Raw genomic sequence first — 17,586 nt, 5'->3', positions numbered from 1 at the left:
TATATGTTTATAAAACAGCATTTTTAAATATTATTCAACTGCATGCCATTCTTTTTTCAAGTGAGTAATTTCTATAGATAAAAAATTTTAAAATTACTCACTGGTGTATTTCAGCGGCGCTTTTAAACCGAACGGCTCTCCGAGAGCTATAGATAGGTTCCTCACGCATGTTTTGCCATTGGGGTTTAATTTAATGAAGATATGTTAACTTCCCGTGTGTTCAATAAACCTCGGGATGGCTAAAAAAATTGACAAACTCAATCATCATATGTGGCATGTGAGTCGCTGGCCCCTCTATTTTTATGTAATACGCTTAGTTTTTTATTTTCATACCGCGTCATATGATGCATTAATTTAATGCTTTCCATCGCCTTTTCTTTTCATGCGCATCATATTCACGCAGAATTAAGCTGCCACCCGACAGTGTTTTAAGCTGGGGCACACTACGTCATGCATAGCAAGAATCACTCTACACGATTGCCTCGAAGAGGCATCATCACAGCTGCTTAGAATCTGCATACCTAACATATGTTATGCTCAGAATATAACCGTTTAAGATTTCACACCGCTGGTGTGTCCAAAGAAACAGCTGTCTTTTGTCCTCAAGAAATTTTGCAGTAACCTAATCTCATACGCACCCCTTATTTGAGTCCTCACTGCTTTTACAGTGACTTCACTTAATTACATTCGACGAAGCCCGTGCATTAGTAATATTGCTATTTTATGCAATCAAAAATAGATGAAGTACACATCTTTCACTTTCTACTGAAAAAGGCTGTTGATGCTATACTTACCCAGTGCATCATTGAGTAGTAATGGCCGTATAAAGTGTTTGATGCGGGAAAATAACACGTCTAGCAGCAAGGTGTCGATAAACACAAAGGATCACGAGGGTGCGGCAGGCGCTATTTATCAGTAATAGCTCGTAACACATGCAATGATCTTTTCGAATTTTGCTCACTATAATATTATTGATACCCCGAATCTACTATATTTTATAAAGTAACTTCTACCCTAAAAGTAGAGTAGAGTCGGCTAACGGTGCTGCCAATAGACGTTACTATTACGCTGCGTTATTGAGGAAAAAATAAAACGCACTTTCTAGTTTTCGAGGAGTCGCTCATATTATCCGATAATACCATGAGCCTAACGACGTAGTTGAAAAAGCAGTCTCTAAACAACAGTAATAATATTTAGTAAATATAGTAAGTTATCAGACAGGTGCTAGATTAGCTATAACAGCCAGTTATTTCCTTCTTTACAATACTATCGCTTATTTATCTAAATCTGCCTGACCATAATGCGCAGGAAAAAAGAAGGAGATTGGCAGGTAGTCCCTCAAGGGGTGCGTAATAAGAGCAAGCAGATAGGAATGCCGAACAATGTCTGGATTGCATAATTGTAGGTTGTCTATAACACATTTCTTCATTTTAAGCAATTCTAACTGACGCAACATGGATTAGGGAACAGTGACATCATGAACTCTACTCATGTAAGTGAAAAATCTGATCTCTTCGATGCTTGATGCTTGAACGTAAATGATACGTCACAGATAATAGCTGCAACGATCGACTTGATATAACTTGAGTTCGACGATGGCTCGGGAGTAGAATTATGAGTGAGATGGCAGTATTGCCATTAAAGTTTACTGATGCAGCGGCCATCAAGGTCAAAAGCCTGATAGCTAACGAAGCTAATCCTAATCTAAAACTACGCGTCTATATCACGGGCGGCGGCTGTAGCGGATTCCAGTATCATTTTACCTTTGACGACCAGGTGAACGAAGACGACTGCACGATAGAAAAAAGGGGGGTGTTATTGGTTGTGGACCACATGAGCCTTCAATACCTTCTTGGCGGAGCAGTGGATTATACTGAAGGGCTAGAAGGGTCGCGTTTCATCGTCATTAATCCTAATGCCAAAAGTACTTGTGGTTGCGGGTCTTCATTTAGCATTTAGTGGGCAGCGCGTGAAATCTGTGTTAAATAGAACACGAAGAGGCTGTCGGCAGCGGTTTTTTGTCCTGAAAAAACGGTTTATGGCCTTTCTTCCAGGGAAAGGTCCCCTCTAGTATCCTGATGTAGATTCGCTGTACTAATAACCATTGTTGACGAGCCCATCTTAATAAAGTGGTTGCGAAGCGATAAGGATCATGTTTTTATCTCTGATACTATCAATTCGGTTAATTACTTCGAGTACATTTCCAGCGTCTCCGCTCCTAAAGCATCATGGTCTCTCATGCTCAAATAATAATATTAGAGATTTTTGAAGGAGAATATCGATTGTTCACTACTCAATAGCTTTGCTGAACACAGCAAAATTTAGGTGCTCATGGGCTACGCTAACAAGCCATATTGCACGAAACGCTCTCTAATAGAACAGAAAAATTTATTATTATGCAATGATACATTTTTTACAAACCATTCTTTACAGCATCAGAGCTATTTTTTAAGAAAAAATAGATGGATCAGACATTACTAGATGGCTGAAGGGAAACGCTTCTGGCTTTGATGGTGCGCCCAACCTCGTATCTACCTAGAGTCACATTATTAGTATCGTACTTATGGTGCAGTGTGTGTCTAACCTCTCACTAAGGGGTTGACAAAGATTCATGCAATCGCCTCTAAAGGCATAGAACTGCCGCTACAATATGTAAACTAGCATTGCCTCAGAAAAAGAAAAAAGATCATTAATGTCAGCATAAAACCTCAACAAGAAGGTGACATCACCCATTTAGCCATTTCTCTCTTCCTGGCCTGCAAGTACGTAGAGAAGGAGCATTGAAAGCACTATGCTATGATGGTCACAAACACTAGAGTTTTTAGTCAGCGCGTATTAATGTTCTATACTTATATCAATTATTTTTTGCTCACTAGATCAGAGAAGGATACTGCAAAAATCTTAGCATCATTATTTTACATTTCAACAATGAGCAAACACACCCCCAATCGTTCTCAGAAAAAACCAACGACCTACTTCATCATCAGCACCGAAGTAGATTGCTTGAGCTGAACAGAAAAAGCGTTGGGGAGAGAGATGCTAACTAAAACAATTTTTCGCTGTTTATAAAAGAATAATTGATACATCTATCCATGCCGTTAGAGTAGCGTGGTTCTTAAGGGCCTTTTAATAAGCGAATAAGTTGCTAAATTTAATCTTTCCTGTATTTATGAAAATCTTTTTTGAAATGAATTTATTGAGACCGTGGCAATCTACACCTACAAATTTTATTTGTTAAAACCGTTAATGAACGCGATAAAGATAAACCTACTCAATAAACCAAGCGCATAAAATCTATTAATGAAATAGCAATGATCCCCCATGCATCATAAGACACTTAAGCAGTACCCTGTACTATCATTCAGAAAAACTATGCTCATAATCAAACACACGCTTTCATTGCCCATGAAAGAGTCCCGGTAATATACTCACTTCCTTTTATGGTGTATAGCACTACTGCTAAAATGTATGGACTCGCCTTTGCTTCATAAGACAAAAGCCTTTCATGTTAGTGAAAAACATCTACCCTGGATCAGGTAGAAGCGTTTTTCTTATTGAGTCAGGACCGGGGTAAAGTGAGTGGCAATAAGAGTATATAGCCCGGAAGTAGGGTGTCTCGAAAAACGCAGCGCACGGCAGCCTACTCACGCTGTCAGTAGACAGCGCAACAGATGAACTGATCTGTGCCGATTTTTTGCAATAGTACCCAAGTGATAAGGTGGCTATTTTCGCGATCTCGCAAGACAACTCTAGCGTGAACAATAAGCGTTAGCTGATCGTGATGACGATATAGATTACTGTCATGATGATGCTCTATTAAAGATGCACACACAGCTACTGACTTGGCACCACGACCCACAAAATGTTCGAAAGTAAACTATTGTCAATCGATGAGCTTAGCTTCTTAGTTTCAGCCCTACCTTCTAATAGGTCGTTAATAGCACCCGAGAAAAGAAAGGAGTGAATTAAAAAAACGGCCTATACTCATGAGCGTTCTATGCTTAAAAGGATGTGATTATGATGCGCTGTAAGACGTTAACTACGACCGCTATCTTAATAATGATGCTTACAACAGGGGGGTGCTCCTTGCTCGAGAGGCTAGTGTATCGTCCCGATATTAATCAAGGTAATTATTTGACCTTGGCTGATGTCAAAAAAATTTACATTGGTATGACTAAACAGCAGGTAGCATACGCCCTGAGCACCGCAATGATGAAAGATCCGTTTGGCTCAAATACCTGGTATTACATTTTCCGCCGAGAACCGAGCCATGCATCCCTGATGCAGCAAACACTGATACTGACATTTAACAATAGCGATATCCTGACACATATCGAAAACACACCGGCACTGATCGCTCCCAGCGCCAGATAAAAATAATGCGTTCTTCACCGCCCATAGCGTGATTCAATTTATGAGGTTTAGGGCGTGAGAAATTGCCGAATATTGGCTAAGGGGGGGCATAGCGGCTACTCAATGATAGCTTCCTTAAGACTCTTGCGCTTAAGATGCAGCTTATGGGTGTTGATGAGCAAAAATAGTAGATTAAAACCTTAGCCCCGCTATTTAATTTTATCTTATAGTGTAAACTTGAAAAACTAAAGTTACTAACTTTATTAGCGTTGATATAGATGTCTTAAAGCAGTGCTAAAACACTGAAGGCAAGAATCGTTTGCTCTCAAAGGTCCTGCAAACTCCCGGCATCCCTGCCATCTCAGTAGGTTGATGTTCTATGAGCGCATCAAGTACCTCGAGAGAGGTATGCAGCATCCTGGTACACCTCTTTTGCCCGGCGAGTAAACGCTATGACTATATTGTTCGCTATTTCCTTGAAAAAAGATTTAAAGGTCACTGTAATCAGTGTGTTATTAAATTCACAATCAAGATTGAACTCAATCTTGCTGGCTTCGTCGCCAAATGGAATGAAATGCCAATATCCGGAAAAAGAACTGAAGGGGCCGTCAACCAAGCGCATCACAATACTTTGATTTTCAGTTATAATATTACAAGTAGTAAATGATTTACTGATGCCCGCCTTAGAAATATTCATTTCAGCGGTCAGCTCGCTGCCGTTCTGCGCAAGCACTCGACTGCCGGTACATCCAGGAATAAAAGTCGGATAAGCGCTAATATTATTAACTAAGGCGAACATTTTCGCTGCGCTATAAGGCACGAGAGCATAACCCGTAATATGAGGCATCAGTTCCCCTCTCTTTAATCGATTGAGATGAAAAGTATCATCTTCTTCTAAAAAACTGTATTAAATAAAAGTATATCATTGTATCATCTCTGTCAGTTGATAGAACTCTACAACGTAGAGTTATTAACTTAGAGCCTATAAAAAAGTACACACGAGCTGTAAAGAGTTTACTATCATAGCCTTTTCTTTATAGCAGAATAGCATGATTTTGTATTATTTAAGATAATCGATTTGAAAAAATAACAAGGTATTTTTAACGCAGCGATTTTTAGGTAATCATAGCCCAGCGAATAAACTGTATTGTAACCAATGCTCTTAAGAGCAGATCAAATTTTGAAATTACCTACCAGCCTACTTCTAACGAGAATTTCAATTAAGTCAGCGATCTGACCGTATACATAGATGAAAGCATGTATTGCCGCATGCATGAAAAATACAGTTCTTGCAGAGAGCGGTTGAATAATTTTAAATCAGACAAGAACAATTACCCTAGTACTCATGATGAAGCGGGCTTGTTGCGGTGCGCTGAAAGCGTTATAGTAGATTCCTTGACTCGTCATTAAGCATATAAAGTTATCATCGTACAAGGGACTGGCCTGGCCTGTACTCACAGGGCGAGTGTCAGGAGTTATTAGATTTAGACTAAAAACCTTTAGTTGAGGTTAGCATAACCTATGCGATTATCGAGTTCATAGGTCATTAAGTATTTTGTATAAGACATGGAACGTCTGAAAGCAAAGTATTGAGAAACGAAAAGAAACGCATTCGCTCCATCTAGCACTGGAGAGCCCGGCACATGAAAGAATTTACAATGACTAATTCTATATCACCATTACTAGTTTACCGACTCAACCAAGTGTCATAAAATAGAAATCCAAGAAAATCTGGTCAGCTATTGGCTGCAGGAACTGACCGCACATATTTAGTATCATGATATTTTCTCAAGTAAAAAACTGCAGCTCTTTATCCCAATTTAAAATCCACAATATGATACGGTTGCATATCTTTTTGCTAGTGTCCCTATGAAGTTAACCGGTCGATTGAACATTAAACCGTTCAGCAGGAGTAATGATGCTTAGGAAGAGCAAGGAAAGGTCATATCACCTAGTTCTCATGAAGGAAAACTGCGATATAGTGCGGTTCAAAACCCTATTATGCACTCATCTTAGCCTTCATGATGCTCATCTATCAGTAAAAAATGCGATATTAAGAATCCAAGCACTTACCTAAATTAAGGCTCTTAGAAACACTTAATAAGATCCCTGTGTTCTCACCATATCCCTGCTTATGACTTACGTGTTATAAATTCTCGTATATTTGAAAAGCAATGTTTAATAGAATATAAAACCGTCTTAGGTGTTTTATGTTGCATGAAGTTTGACCTTAATAAAGTAACGTTATCGCGATCACTATTTTTACTTTTATCATCGAATAAAAAAACAAACCTTGTCTGACGTGTTTATTCTGAGACACGCACAAACTTTACTAAACAGTGTCATTTTTATTTATAAAAATAATATATATTATATATGATGCATGTATAATATATATAAGTTTTGATGTCAGTTCTTTAACTAATCTAGAAAATAATAATACAACGAGCAGATAGAGCTGCAGTACTTGAATCTATACAATGAAGTTATTTTTTAAATAAATACAGCGCGTATTATCAGTGCAGTAAATTTATTGCGTTCTCCGATGGAATGGCATAAAGTTAGACATTATTAGCACATGACACTTCAGAGATTATAAGTTGTCTAACAAAAACTTATAAATGCATAGTAGCATAATGTATTAATAAACACAGGTGATAGTATATAATAGGGATTGCTTATAAAGTGTTAATTTTTAATATCGGAAACAATAATGACAAAAGTATAAGATAGATATCTCACTCTTTATACACTCGCAGCATATCTGTATCACGCACTAATATTTTGATATTTACATTGTATGTAAAAATAAAAATTTACATGTTCATGCAGTAGAATACATGTTGTAACATTCCCTCTTACATTAAGAAAGTATGAGTCATGACAATTTCATATGTCATGGTATATCTTCTGTGATATGAGGATAATGACGCTGATCTGTACTCACAGGTACTAATTTACCAATGACGCAAGCATTACTTTTCACGCAACTCGTGCTGGCATGGTACCAGCGGTTTGGACGAAAAACGTTGCCTTGGCAGTTAGAAAAAACGTTATACAAAGTATGGTTATCGGAAATCATGTTACAACAAACGCAGGTGATGACTGTAATCCCCTATTTTTATCGTTTTATAACTAAATTTCCCACCGTCAACCAACTCGCAGCGGCGCCACTAGATGAGGTATTGTATTTATGGACCGGCTTGGGCTATTATGCGCGCGCAAGAAATCTACATAAGGCCGCACAGCTTATTAGCAAGCAGTACCACGGCAAGTTTCCAGAAGACTTTGAGGTTATTTACGCTCTACCCGGCATTGGTCTTTCCACTGCCGGTGCCATATTATCGCTAGCGCTGAACAAGCATTATCCTATCCTTGACGGCAATGTGAAGCGAGTACTAGCCCGCTATTACGCCATTGCGGGCTGGCCAGGGAAAAAAGATGTAGAGCAGCGTCTTTGGAAGCACAGTGCACAGGTGACACCGCAGAAGGGTGTTGCACAATTCAACCAAGGCATGATGGATTTAGGTGCGCTGATCTGCACGAGATCACGGCCGAAATGTGAGATTTGTCCTCTGCAGCAGGGTTGCCAGGCATATGCCTCCCATACCTGGTCCAGGTACCCCGGTAAAAAAACGAAAAAAATCCTGCAGGAAAGAACTGCTTGGTTTCTGCTACTGCAGCACGAAAACCACGTTTGGCTAGAGAAACGCCCCGAGGCGGGGGTGTGGGGCGGTCTTTTTTGCTTTCCACAATTTACTTATCCACAAGCTTTATCAGTCTGGCTAACCCAGCGTGGTGTTCGGGCTAACCAGTACGAAAAACTGACTGTATTTCGTCACACCTTTAGCCATTTCGCTTTGAAAATCATACCCATATGGCAAAAAGTGGATACCATTCAACACTGCCTAGATGCACGTCGCGGACTCTGGTATAACTTAGCACGGCCGCCGGCTGTAGGATTGGCGACGCCAGTTAAGCGTTTGCTATTGCAATTGCGTCAACCTCGAAAGGTGACTGTCTATCCCTCGATTTCTAACAACGAGACATAATGATGAGCAGGACAATTTACTGTAATTTTCTTAAACGTGAAGCCGAAGGTCAGGATTATCAAACATATTCCGGTGCGTTAGGTAAGCGAATTTATGATACCATTTCTAAAGAAGCCTTGTCAAAGTGGCAAGGTCAGCAAACGATACTAATTAACGAAAAAAAACTCTGCATGCTGAACCTAGAAGATCGTAAAATATTAGAGAAGGAAATGGTTCTGTTCTTGTTTAGTGAAGATGCGGTGCATAATTGAGAATTATGCTGTTCTGATGTTCGGTTTTCGTAGAAAACGCTTCTGATTTCCAGAGAACCCGTTATGGTATGCCGTTCAACTGCATGATGCCATGCTTTAAAGATCAATTATTTCCCAGAACTAGCAGCATAAATCATTTTTAGGCAACATGCCTCATGACGTCTTAACTGTTATCGTGTTGTCAAAAACTGGTGTAGATGATGATACAACCGTTTACTTCTGGTAGTGTTATTTAATTCCATATGATCTCATGAAAGCATAAAAATTATTAACCAGCATCCGCAGCACTTTTAGAAAAGCCTCTGTATGAACGGCATAACATTACCGTTGTCATTTTAATCCGATTGCCTTGCGTGCCCTCAGCACAAGTAACCCTGTAACGGTAAAGAAATCCGATGCTGAAGCCGAGCGGAAAGATTTCGGAGAAATGATGTATAAAATAAAGTAAAAACAATACTCCGGGTCCAGATGCAGTCTCAGGGTTCAGGTCTTATGTAGCACTTTATCAGTCAATTGTAGTCCAATAAAAACCGGTTAGTAGAAAAATATTTCGATTGGCGCCATGCCATTGACCGACTACAACTGGCTCAGCGAGCAGTACGGGGTCTTCAGTGTTTACTTATAAAACTACGTGCGTCAGAGAAACTGTACTGTCTGGAACCGAACATGACATGAATAGCCTTCTTGTCGCCGCTGCTAGAGGACTGGCTTATTCTTCCTTTTTATAGAAACCATGCAGCTGGAAACGCAAGTGTTAGCTTTTGAGAAAAATACACGCCATACTCTGATACTGCAAACCACTGCAGCATGTCTTACATCTTTTGTCACTCTTTGGAAAAATGTGACCTCTCGGGGGCATTACCGAGGTGCCTGGGGGTCGTCACAGCTCTGTGAGTAGCAGGAGTCCTCCATCCTGTCGTGCGAGCGATCTACAGGTGATCATCCTATGCGCCGATAGTAGATGGGGAAGTGATTCTAATGATTGCCGCTGACGCGGTCGCTTGTTAACCAGATAAAGGAAATGGACCTCTTATGCTGACGCTGACCCTGACGTTTTTAGTCAAAACACTCATTGATCTTTATATGATGGTGCTACTGCTGTGCATTTGGATGCAGCTGGCACATAGCGATTTTTATAATCCATTTACGCAATTTATCGTCACAATCACCGACCCAGTTATCGGACCATTGCGCCGAATTATGCCAACCCTCGGAACGCTAGATAGCGCCTCACTACTGCTAGGATGTATGTTGGCGATCATCAAATTCCCACTGCTGATAATGATTGAAATGCGCTGCCTTATCCTTGAGCCCATTTACTTACTCGTCGGACTGTTAGCACTACTGAAAACAGCAGGCGAATTGGTGTTCTGGGTACTGATTATTCGTTCATTGCTCAGCTGGATCACCCAAGGCCACAGCCCTATAGATGTCGTGCTGTATCAATTAAGCGAACCGCTGATGTATCCAATTCGCCGCGTTCTTCCAGCCATTGGTGGTATCGATTTTTCAGCGATGGTCTTAATCCTTATCCTTTATACCCTGAATTATCTTGGTATGGATCTATTCCCGGGAATTTGGTACCGCCTCTGATCTGTGTGTAGCAGCAAGTAGCTGCGCTAGTGCTGTGGCCCCATATCCACCATCGCACGGGGAATAGGCACTATCATATCGCTATCGCCCAACAGCACACTGCAATCACAGTACCTATCATAGCGAAGCTGTTAAAAAGGTACGTGGTGACTTTGTTTATTTTTTCTCGCAAGAGAAAAAGCGTGGCAAACAGCTAGATCATTTTTGAAAAAACCTAACTACTACAGATACATCAGGATCAACGGACTTTCAGAGACCCCTCATCCTATTGCTTATTTCTTGGACGCTAACTCAGCACCCCTGGGAAAATACCTATAGTTCATGCATAGGCAAATGATAATCAAGGATAAACTTATGCAAAAAGTAGTTTTGGCTACCAACAACGCTGACAAAGTGCACGAGCTTTCGCAAGTTCTGAAAGATGTCGGTATTGAGATAGTCGCGCAGAGCGCGCTGTGCGTAGTAAGCGCAGAGGAAAGCGGCCTAACATTTATTGAAAATGCACTTCTTAAGGCTCGACACGCCGCCCAGATCACCGGTCTACCGGCTATTGCTGACGATTCAGGCTTAGTGGTAGATGCGCTTGACGGTGCGCCTGGTATTTATTCGGCACGTTATGCTGGCGCGGCGGCTAGCGACCGGCAGAATATAGACAAATTGCTTGCAGAGATGGCATCGGTGTCGGACGAACGGAGGGGTGCAAAATTTTACTGCGCACTCGTTTATCTTCGTCATGCTAACGATCCAGTGCCGCTGGTATGTCATGGAATGTGGGCCGGCAAGATCGGGCGCCATCCAGCCGGAAATAATGGTTTCGGCTACGATGCTGTCTTTTTTTTGAATGCAACAGGTTGTACGGCAGCGGAGATTAGTATAAAAGAAAAGCAGAAGCTCTCCCACCGTAGCCAGGCTTTATTTTCTCTGTTAGACGCACTTAAGCATGCCTAAGTTACCGCAACTGAGCTTATATCTGCATATTCCCTGGTGCGTGAAAAAATGTCCTTATTGCGATTTTAATGCGCACGCGCTGAAAATTGAGTTACCGCATAAAGAATACGTCGCTCACCTTCTGGCAGACTTAGACCATGACATCCCTCTGACTCATAACAGGACCATCAATACTCTGTTCATAGGAGGAGGCACGCCCAGCCTTCTTTCGTCTAGCGCCATGCAGTTGCTTCTTGATGGCGTTCGCCAGCGTCTACCGATAGCGTCAGACGCTGAAATTACCATAGAAGCTAATCCGGGCACTGCCGAAATAAACCGCTTTTTGGCTTATCGAGAAGCAGGCATTAATCGCATGTCTATTGGCGTACAAAGCTTCGAGCCGGAGCAACTTTCTCGTCTCTGCCGTACCCATAGTGCAAAAGAGGCCAGTCATGCCGCGCGGTTGGCTGCCTTGCTCAGCATCCCCAGTGTTAATCTTGATCTAATGTACGGCTTGCCGAATCAGTCGGTTAAAAGTGCGCTGAATGATTTAACCAAGGCTATTGCCCTAGCCCCTCAGCATATATCATGGTATCAATTAACTATCGAGCCACATACGTTATTTGGATCACATCCACCACCACTCCCGGATGATGACACGCTTTGCGACATTTACGAACGCGGAGAGATCCTGCTGAATGCGGCAGGATACTGCCAATATGAAATATCATCTTATGCCCGGGCACGCTTCCAGTGCCGCCACAATCTTAATTATTGGCGTTTCGGTGATTATCTCGGCATTGGCTGCGGCGCCCATGGCAAGCTGACCCGGCCGGACGGCACCGTAGTGCGTACGTTGAAAACTCGCCACCCTCGCGGCTATATGCAAAGTAATTATCTGGCTAAACACTATCTGATTACTCCGTCTGAGTTACCGTTTGAATATTTCATGAATCGCTTTCGACTACTAGAAGCCGCCCCGCGTGTGGAATTTACCATCTTGACCGGATTGTCGGAAAGCACTATTCGCCCTGCCCTAGATCAGGCACTAGCAGCCGGATATATAAGCGAAAGCGATAGCCACTGGCAAGTCACAGACAAGGGAAAGCGGTTTCTTAACTCTCTTCTTGAGCTATTTATATAAATCGGCAACACAGTGTTGCATGCCTTGCAGCGTTCTTTCACACTCTGATATCGTGCAAACTCAGCCGCCAGAAAATTTTTGACTTTTTGGCAGTTCCTTATTTACTTATCCTGCTTCGCAGCAGCGCCTAAACCCATATATTACTGCAGTAAGGTAAACATGTGGCCCTGTCAAATCCTAGCAAGGTTTAATCGATCAAGCTGAATACTGTAATGCGTTAACCTCTGCCAGGGCTATTACACAACAAGAGATAGGTGGCGTGTGGAAAGGGAGACCTAACAGGCGTTGTTATGCGCATCACTCTCTCTCCTGTTATTAAATCACGTTATTTTTATATAAAATTAATCAAATCTTGATTACATTTAGCATATTGCCCAAGAGCAGTACTTTTATTGCAGAATATAGCGCTATACCATGTATGTTATGACGTTTTAGTAGCAACCGTTTTTCCTATCAGATGTGCTGTTGTCTTAAATATTCTAACTGCATTATTTAAGGCTGAGAAGGATACAGCAATGCCCTCATCCGAGCATATAACATTGATTCATTCAACAAAAATTAAAAGATGTTAAAAACAGAGGTAACAAATTTCTTAAATCATTGATTAATAGCATTAACCTGCGATTGTTGTATCGCTAATATAGAAGGTCCGGTCTTATCGGATCTATAAATTCTGGGTCCAGAACACAGCACCTAACAGTAGATGGCGAGACACATATAAAAGCGTGTGTAATAATTAAGAGCCTATTAACACGATTTCGGCAAAGCACCTGCCGGATTTTAAAAGGCAAACGCAACGGAAAATGCTGGCAACGTCGGCTGTCACTGCTGACTGTATACATGACGCTTATGACGCTTGTTTAGGTAGAAAAAATCGACTCTCTACAACCTCTCCGGTAGTAGGACGAAAAATATTAGCGAGCTTTATTTTATAAAGCATAACATGGGGATTAAAACTAATCTCTAAGCAGCGAAACTGATGCCAAGAAAAGCAAGTGGGGGGCATGATCTATGCATACTAAATAAAACAAATATATTAAAGATGCAAATACTTGTAGATAATTTTTTGAGGCTACATGATTATGGTGGTATTGGATGTGACTACCACTACACTCAAATAGCAATGAACCCGATGACGCTGCTAGGAATACATAACACTTTCTATGTAGCATCAAAACAACCTTAATCACGATTCAGTGATTAAAAAGTCAAGTGGTTTTAATAAATCACTATATCATTAAAAACTGTTGCTGCATCAAACATATATTAGGTTAATACATTTCTTCCTTAGCTAACATTACTACCCGACCCGCTATTTTTCAGCATCAGTTTTGATTCATCAGGTGATGAAGGTAACGGCGTAGCTATAGTCACCTGTGCTAGATTGTAAGTATACCATCATTGAATTAAAGCTATGAGCGATAACCATCAAGTAACACGTATCATGCGCGATCGTGACAATCACGCGCAACTTTGTCTAATAATGATTTATAAAAATTGATCCCATCTCTTTTTTGAGATGAATATGCATGCTCAGGCAATCAAGATTATTCATAATAGAATAATCTTCTTGACTAAGCGAGCGCACCAGGATCTCTGTTGCAATGAAAAAAGAGTTCTGAAACAGGGACGAGTCCGTCAAAAAAGCGCCCTCAAAAAATTTAGTGCAGCCTCTTGCTGGGGATCACAAACCAAAGACTCACACAGAAAAGGGGACTGCCTGGCTATTAAAAATTGAATTCGCTTGTCTGAAAAATTCATAAACCTTTCTTTTTGATACTGGCCACGAGTGCAAGGCCATAATAAGAAGATAGCTCTTAACTCTTATTCACCTCGACAAGCGTAACACCAGATCATTCCCACGCGTAGCTCATGGGTAAGCAATAGGCAACAGAAAAGGTCGCCTAAGCTATTCTAGCGCTTCATTTTCTTTTGGGATGTGAAGCACTACTCCATGACTATGAAAGATGGTCTAGTATGCGTACACACGCTAAAGGGTCTCAAAAAACAATTTGACGCTCTAAATGCTAGGGTTGTTGATAGCCCCCTGCCACCCTACGGTTGATGATGCTAGACGCACTGCTATTTTCAGGTTTTAGTAGCTCGATAGTAAAATTAACGCTTTGTGAGACAGTTGGCTTGAACATACATGTTTAAGTGTTATCTCGTATTTAAATTGCAACTCATGCTGTTATTCGATTAATATCAACTTCCTTCCTGCTGCTGACAGCGCCCTCCAGTCCAGACCTGACGCCTGAGGTGACATGCCTTACCTGATTTCGCAACGCGCGGTATTTTAAACATTTTTCGGCGCTACTTTCGCCACTTTTATCCCCGTGTCAAAGTCTATTTTTCCCCACATCTTCGATCGAAGACGTACTATATCGCCTATACTCTGTCGCTAACTAAATGCTATCAGATCTGTTTGACGTAGGCTTTGGCGTATTGACTTAGTAAGGGAATGTCTTAGTATTATCTCCCTTAACTCTCCCGGATAGAATTCTTTTTCAAAAAAAAGTGTATATATGTGTTCTTTGACATCAAACAGATCTTTTAGTCTATTTCTACGTTTTCTTGATAGACTGCAAATACGGAGTCCTAAAGACTAAAATTACTAGCGCTACATATCATGTAGACGATATTCATATCCTACATTGCACTTCCCCGATATCTTTTTCGCATTTTAATCTGTTACATGAATAACACCTTGAATCATCCACACGTCACGCTCCGTATCTGAGGAGGACGTTTCATCTTACTTTATGTAATATGCATGGTCATAATCAGCGCGTTGCATAAATCTACATTTGTAGTCAGCATTGATTTTCTGACTGTATTTATTTTCATATTTCATCATAGAAAAGAAAAAGTTGCAAACTTACAAAATAGCCCTAACGCTAGTCATTTCTTGAAAAATAGAGATCGATGCGTGAACCATGCCTACGGTGGATAATGTAACTTCTCTACAATACGGTGCTAACGATGACACTTATGTTTTCGCTTGCACTGCAGTCGTTAGATGGGCGCATTAAAGCTCTATTTAAACTATCCAACCTACTGCTAAGATTAATTAGACATTTTCCTAACTCAGAAGACAAGAAAAAAATAGTTTATATCAGCATAAAAACGTCAATACGGGGTGACAGACCCCATTGAGCACTAGCATGCTAGCAGGCTTAAATTATTTGGTAACAGACTTATAAACAGTCCAGCAGCAAAGCGTTGAAACAACATCGAGCATGAAAACTTCTGCTCTATCTAACAGGGATCGCAGTACACCTTGACAGTATCTCTGTAGAAATTTATCGCACAGAAAAAACCACTTTTACAAAGGGCTCTGCGGGTTTTGATGCAGACAAAATCACCGGAAAATCTGTGAAGGACGAGATAATGCGATTGCGATTAATACTTCTTTTATTATGCGCTGTTTAGGAAAAGAAATCGCTATTGCTACTTCGGTGATGGTTTAATATTAAGAAAAAGCTATAGTATTAGGATAACCACTCGGTCAAAATTAGCATCTAAGTAATAGTAATTACTCCTAAAACAGACAGCAGGTATCAACCTCTCTTCCACTAAATTCAGTGGCTATATTCCGATGCAAGATACAACTAGATGATCATCGTAGTCTACAGGAGTGTTATGTGGAAGAATTAAGTAGGACAGACGATGACAATGATTAGTAAGCGGCATTGAATGACGCTGTTAAGGCCACATATTATTTGCATCAGGTAACGATATCCCTGATAGCAGCTAGCTAGTCGAAAACTATTATGTATCCAATAAATACATGGCTCATAAGTATTCTGCTTATCCCGGTCTTCGATTGCGACAGCGATCGGCAAGAATGACTGAGAAAAAACCTACCAGCGAGACCGCCTCATCCCCTAATCGGCCTGCGGTTGAGGCATTCGTTTATCTAGCTGAAGGAATAGACGTCTTCCGGACTAACATACAAATGGCGCTCTAAACTGAGACCGTTAATAACCTCTTCTATCAGTTAGCGATGGCATAGTATGAACAGCGGGTCCTGGAGAAGCAACACATCATAGAATCGCTATGAGCGCGCCCTACAAATGCCCAGAATAATCGCGAAGTTCCGAATAATTCCAGTGCGTTTTTATTTGGTTTAAGGCAGTATATATATATGCCAAAGACGTGTGCTTCTGAGGCGAGATCCACAGATAATATTGAGGTTGCCGATCGTCTAGAAAGCTCATCTATTTCGTGAGAGGGCATGAGTTCTTCCAGACCTATCGTTGAGTATCGTACCTAAAGTCTATTTCCTAAAAAGACGTTTTGCTGCAGTCTAAGGCGCATCGGAAATTAATGCTGATGCCATCTGTAAAATTCCGCAAAATCATTGGATGTTTATTGATATGTGATACAGATCAGCAACGAAAGTTTATGCTTACAGATTCGTTTCACCGCGTTAGCTAATTAGTCCAGTGGCATCCAACATTATGGCGCCCGGCTTGCGTGAAATCTTCCAGAATCAGAACAGTACCAGTAATGCTTAGCTAATGAATAGTGAATCTCTCCAAGATCACGCACTAACTACTACGGGAGGACGCTTACGTCAAGCCCGAGAATATATCGGATTAAGCCAGCAGGCTGTTGCCGAGCGCCTCTGCCTAAAAGTATCTACGGTGCGCAATATCGAAGAGGATTACCTTGATCCTAATCTTTCCTCTACATTTATGCGCGGTTATATCCGCTCCTATGCACGCCTGGTGCAGATCTCTGACGAAGAGCTGATGCCAATGATGGCCAAACAGGTGCCGATAAAGACCGCTCAGATTAACTCGATACAAAGCTGCTCAGTTGGGAGGCCTCGCAAGAAACGTGATAGCTGGTTGATGGGGTTCACATGGCTTATTGTTTTTATAGTGATCGGGCTGACGGGCGCTTGGTGGTGGCAGAATTATCAGGCTGAGCAGCAAGACATCGCTCACATGGCTGATCCGTCCTTCGCCCTGCGCATCCCAGAGCAGTGATGCGAGATCTCGTTCATGCTTGGCAACAGCACTGACCGCCTTAGCCAGACGATCGGCTAAGTATGGGCACGACCTGTCCCAAACCCATGGCGATCGATCGGCGCTTCAGCGCTGATAAAGCTGGGCAATCTCTGGTGATGAGTTTTGTTGTTGATTGTTGTCTTTCGGCGTTTTACTCCGGCGATAAGAAACTATTGAACGCTATGTAGCATAGCAGCACTCGGCTACATCTTACTTTCCACACATCGTAAATGCGCTCTCCCAACAGT

The 17,586-nt window shown here is 41.3% G+C and carries 10 protein-coding genes and 1 pseudogene; 10 read left to right on the top strand and 1 reads right to left on the bottom strand.

All coding sequences use genetic code 11. The annotated features are described in order from the left end of the window. The first annotated feature begins 1,614 nt into the window (after positions 1-1,614). Together erpA and bamE are read left to right on the top strand one after the other, a co-directional pair. The gene (erpA, locus tag A359_RS03670; protein ID WP_014888525.1) at positions 1,615-1,959 is read left to right on the top strand and encodes an iron-sulfur cluster insertion protein ErpA; all 345 of its coding nucleotides are present in this window, start codon (positions 1,615-1,617) and stop codon (positions 1,957-1,959) included. Positions 1,960-4,020: 2,061 nt separating this feature from the next. Beyond that, entirely contained in the window at positions 4,021-4,374 is a 354-nt protein-coding gene (gene bamE, locus A359_RS03665; protein WP_044104762.1) for an outer membrane protein assembly factor BamE, read from the top strand. A gap of 367 nt (positions 4,375-4,741) precedes the next feature. Here the strand turns inward: bamE and A359_RS03660 are convergent, their stop codons facing one another. Further along, entirely contained in the window at positions 4,742-5,200 is a 459-nt protein-coding gene (locus A359_RS03660) for a ubiquinone-binding protein (protein WP_014888522.1), read from the bottom strand. A gap of 2,116 nt (positions 5,201-7,316) precedes the next feature. On the opposite strand from A359_RS03660, the gene mutY reads away from it, so the two are divergent. From mutY to A359_RS04440, 8 genes and pseudogenes are all read left to right on the top strand, one after another. Further along, positions 7,317-8,405, top strand: a complete 1,089-nt coding sequence (gene mutY / locus A359_RS03655; RefSeq protein WP_014888520.1) for an A/G-specific adenine glycosylase — start codon at positions 7,317-7,319, stop codon at positions 8,403-8,405. 2 nt (positions 8,406-8,407) lie between these two features. Continuing rightward, complete coding sequence (locus tag A359_RS03650) at positions 8,408-8,656, top strand: oxidative damage protection protein (RefSeq protein WP_044104761.1); 249 nt, start codon at positions 8,408-8,410, stop codon at positions 8,654-8,656. A gap of 1,032 nt (positions 8,657-9,688) precedes the next feature. Next, positions 9,689-10,249, top strand: coding sequence for a YggT family protein (locus A359_RS03645; protein WP_014888518.1), 561 nt, complete (start codon positions 9,689-9,691; stop codon positions 10,247-10,249). Between the two features lie 354 nt (positions 10,250-10,603). After that, entirely contained in the window at positions 10,604-11,197 is a 594-nt protein-coding gene (rdgB, locus tag A359_RS03640; protein WP_014888517.1) for an RdgB/HAM1 family non-canonical purine NTP pyrophosphatase, read from the top strand. Continuing rightward, complete coding sequence (hemW, locus tag A359_RS03635; RefSeq protein WP_014888516.1) at positions 11,190-12,320, top strand: radical SAM family heme chaperone HemW; 1,131 nt, start codon at positions 11,190-11,192, stop codon at positions 12,318-12,320. The genes rdgB and hemW overlap by 8 nt, the downstream gene beginning before the upstream one ends. Before the next feature lie 3,790 nt (positions 12,321-16,110). After that, positions 16,111-16,290, top strand: coding sequence for a hypothetical protein (locus tag A359_RS04445; protein WP_160142735.1), 180 nt, complete (start codon positions 16,111-16,113; stop codon positions 16,288-16,290). 553 nt (positions 16,291-16,843) lie between these two features. Beyond that, a pseudogene (rodZ, locus tag A359_RS03620) lies at positions 16,844-17,296 on the top strand (cytoskeleton protein RodZ); the annotation flags it as partial. Between the two features lie 83 nt (positions 17,297-17,379). Continuing rightward, positions 17,380-17,526 carry a hypothetical protein gene (locus A359_RS04440; RefSeq protein ID WP_160142734.1) on the top strand — a complete coding sequence of 49 codons (147 nt, stop codon included), beginning with the start codon at positions 17,380-17,382 and terminating at the stop codon, positions 17,524-17,526. Positions 17,527-17,586: the final 60 nt, after the last annotated feature.

The organism is secondary endosymbiont of Ctenarytaina eucalypti (genome assembly GCF_000287335.1).
In the GTDB taxonomy this organism is placed as follows: Bacteria; Pseudomonadota; Gammaproteobacteria; order Enterobacterales; family Enterobacteriaceae.
This window is presented reverse-complemented; position numbering and strand designations above follow the sequence as displayed.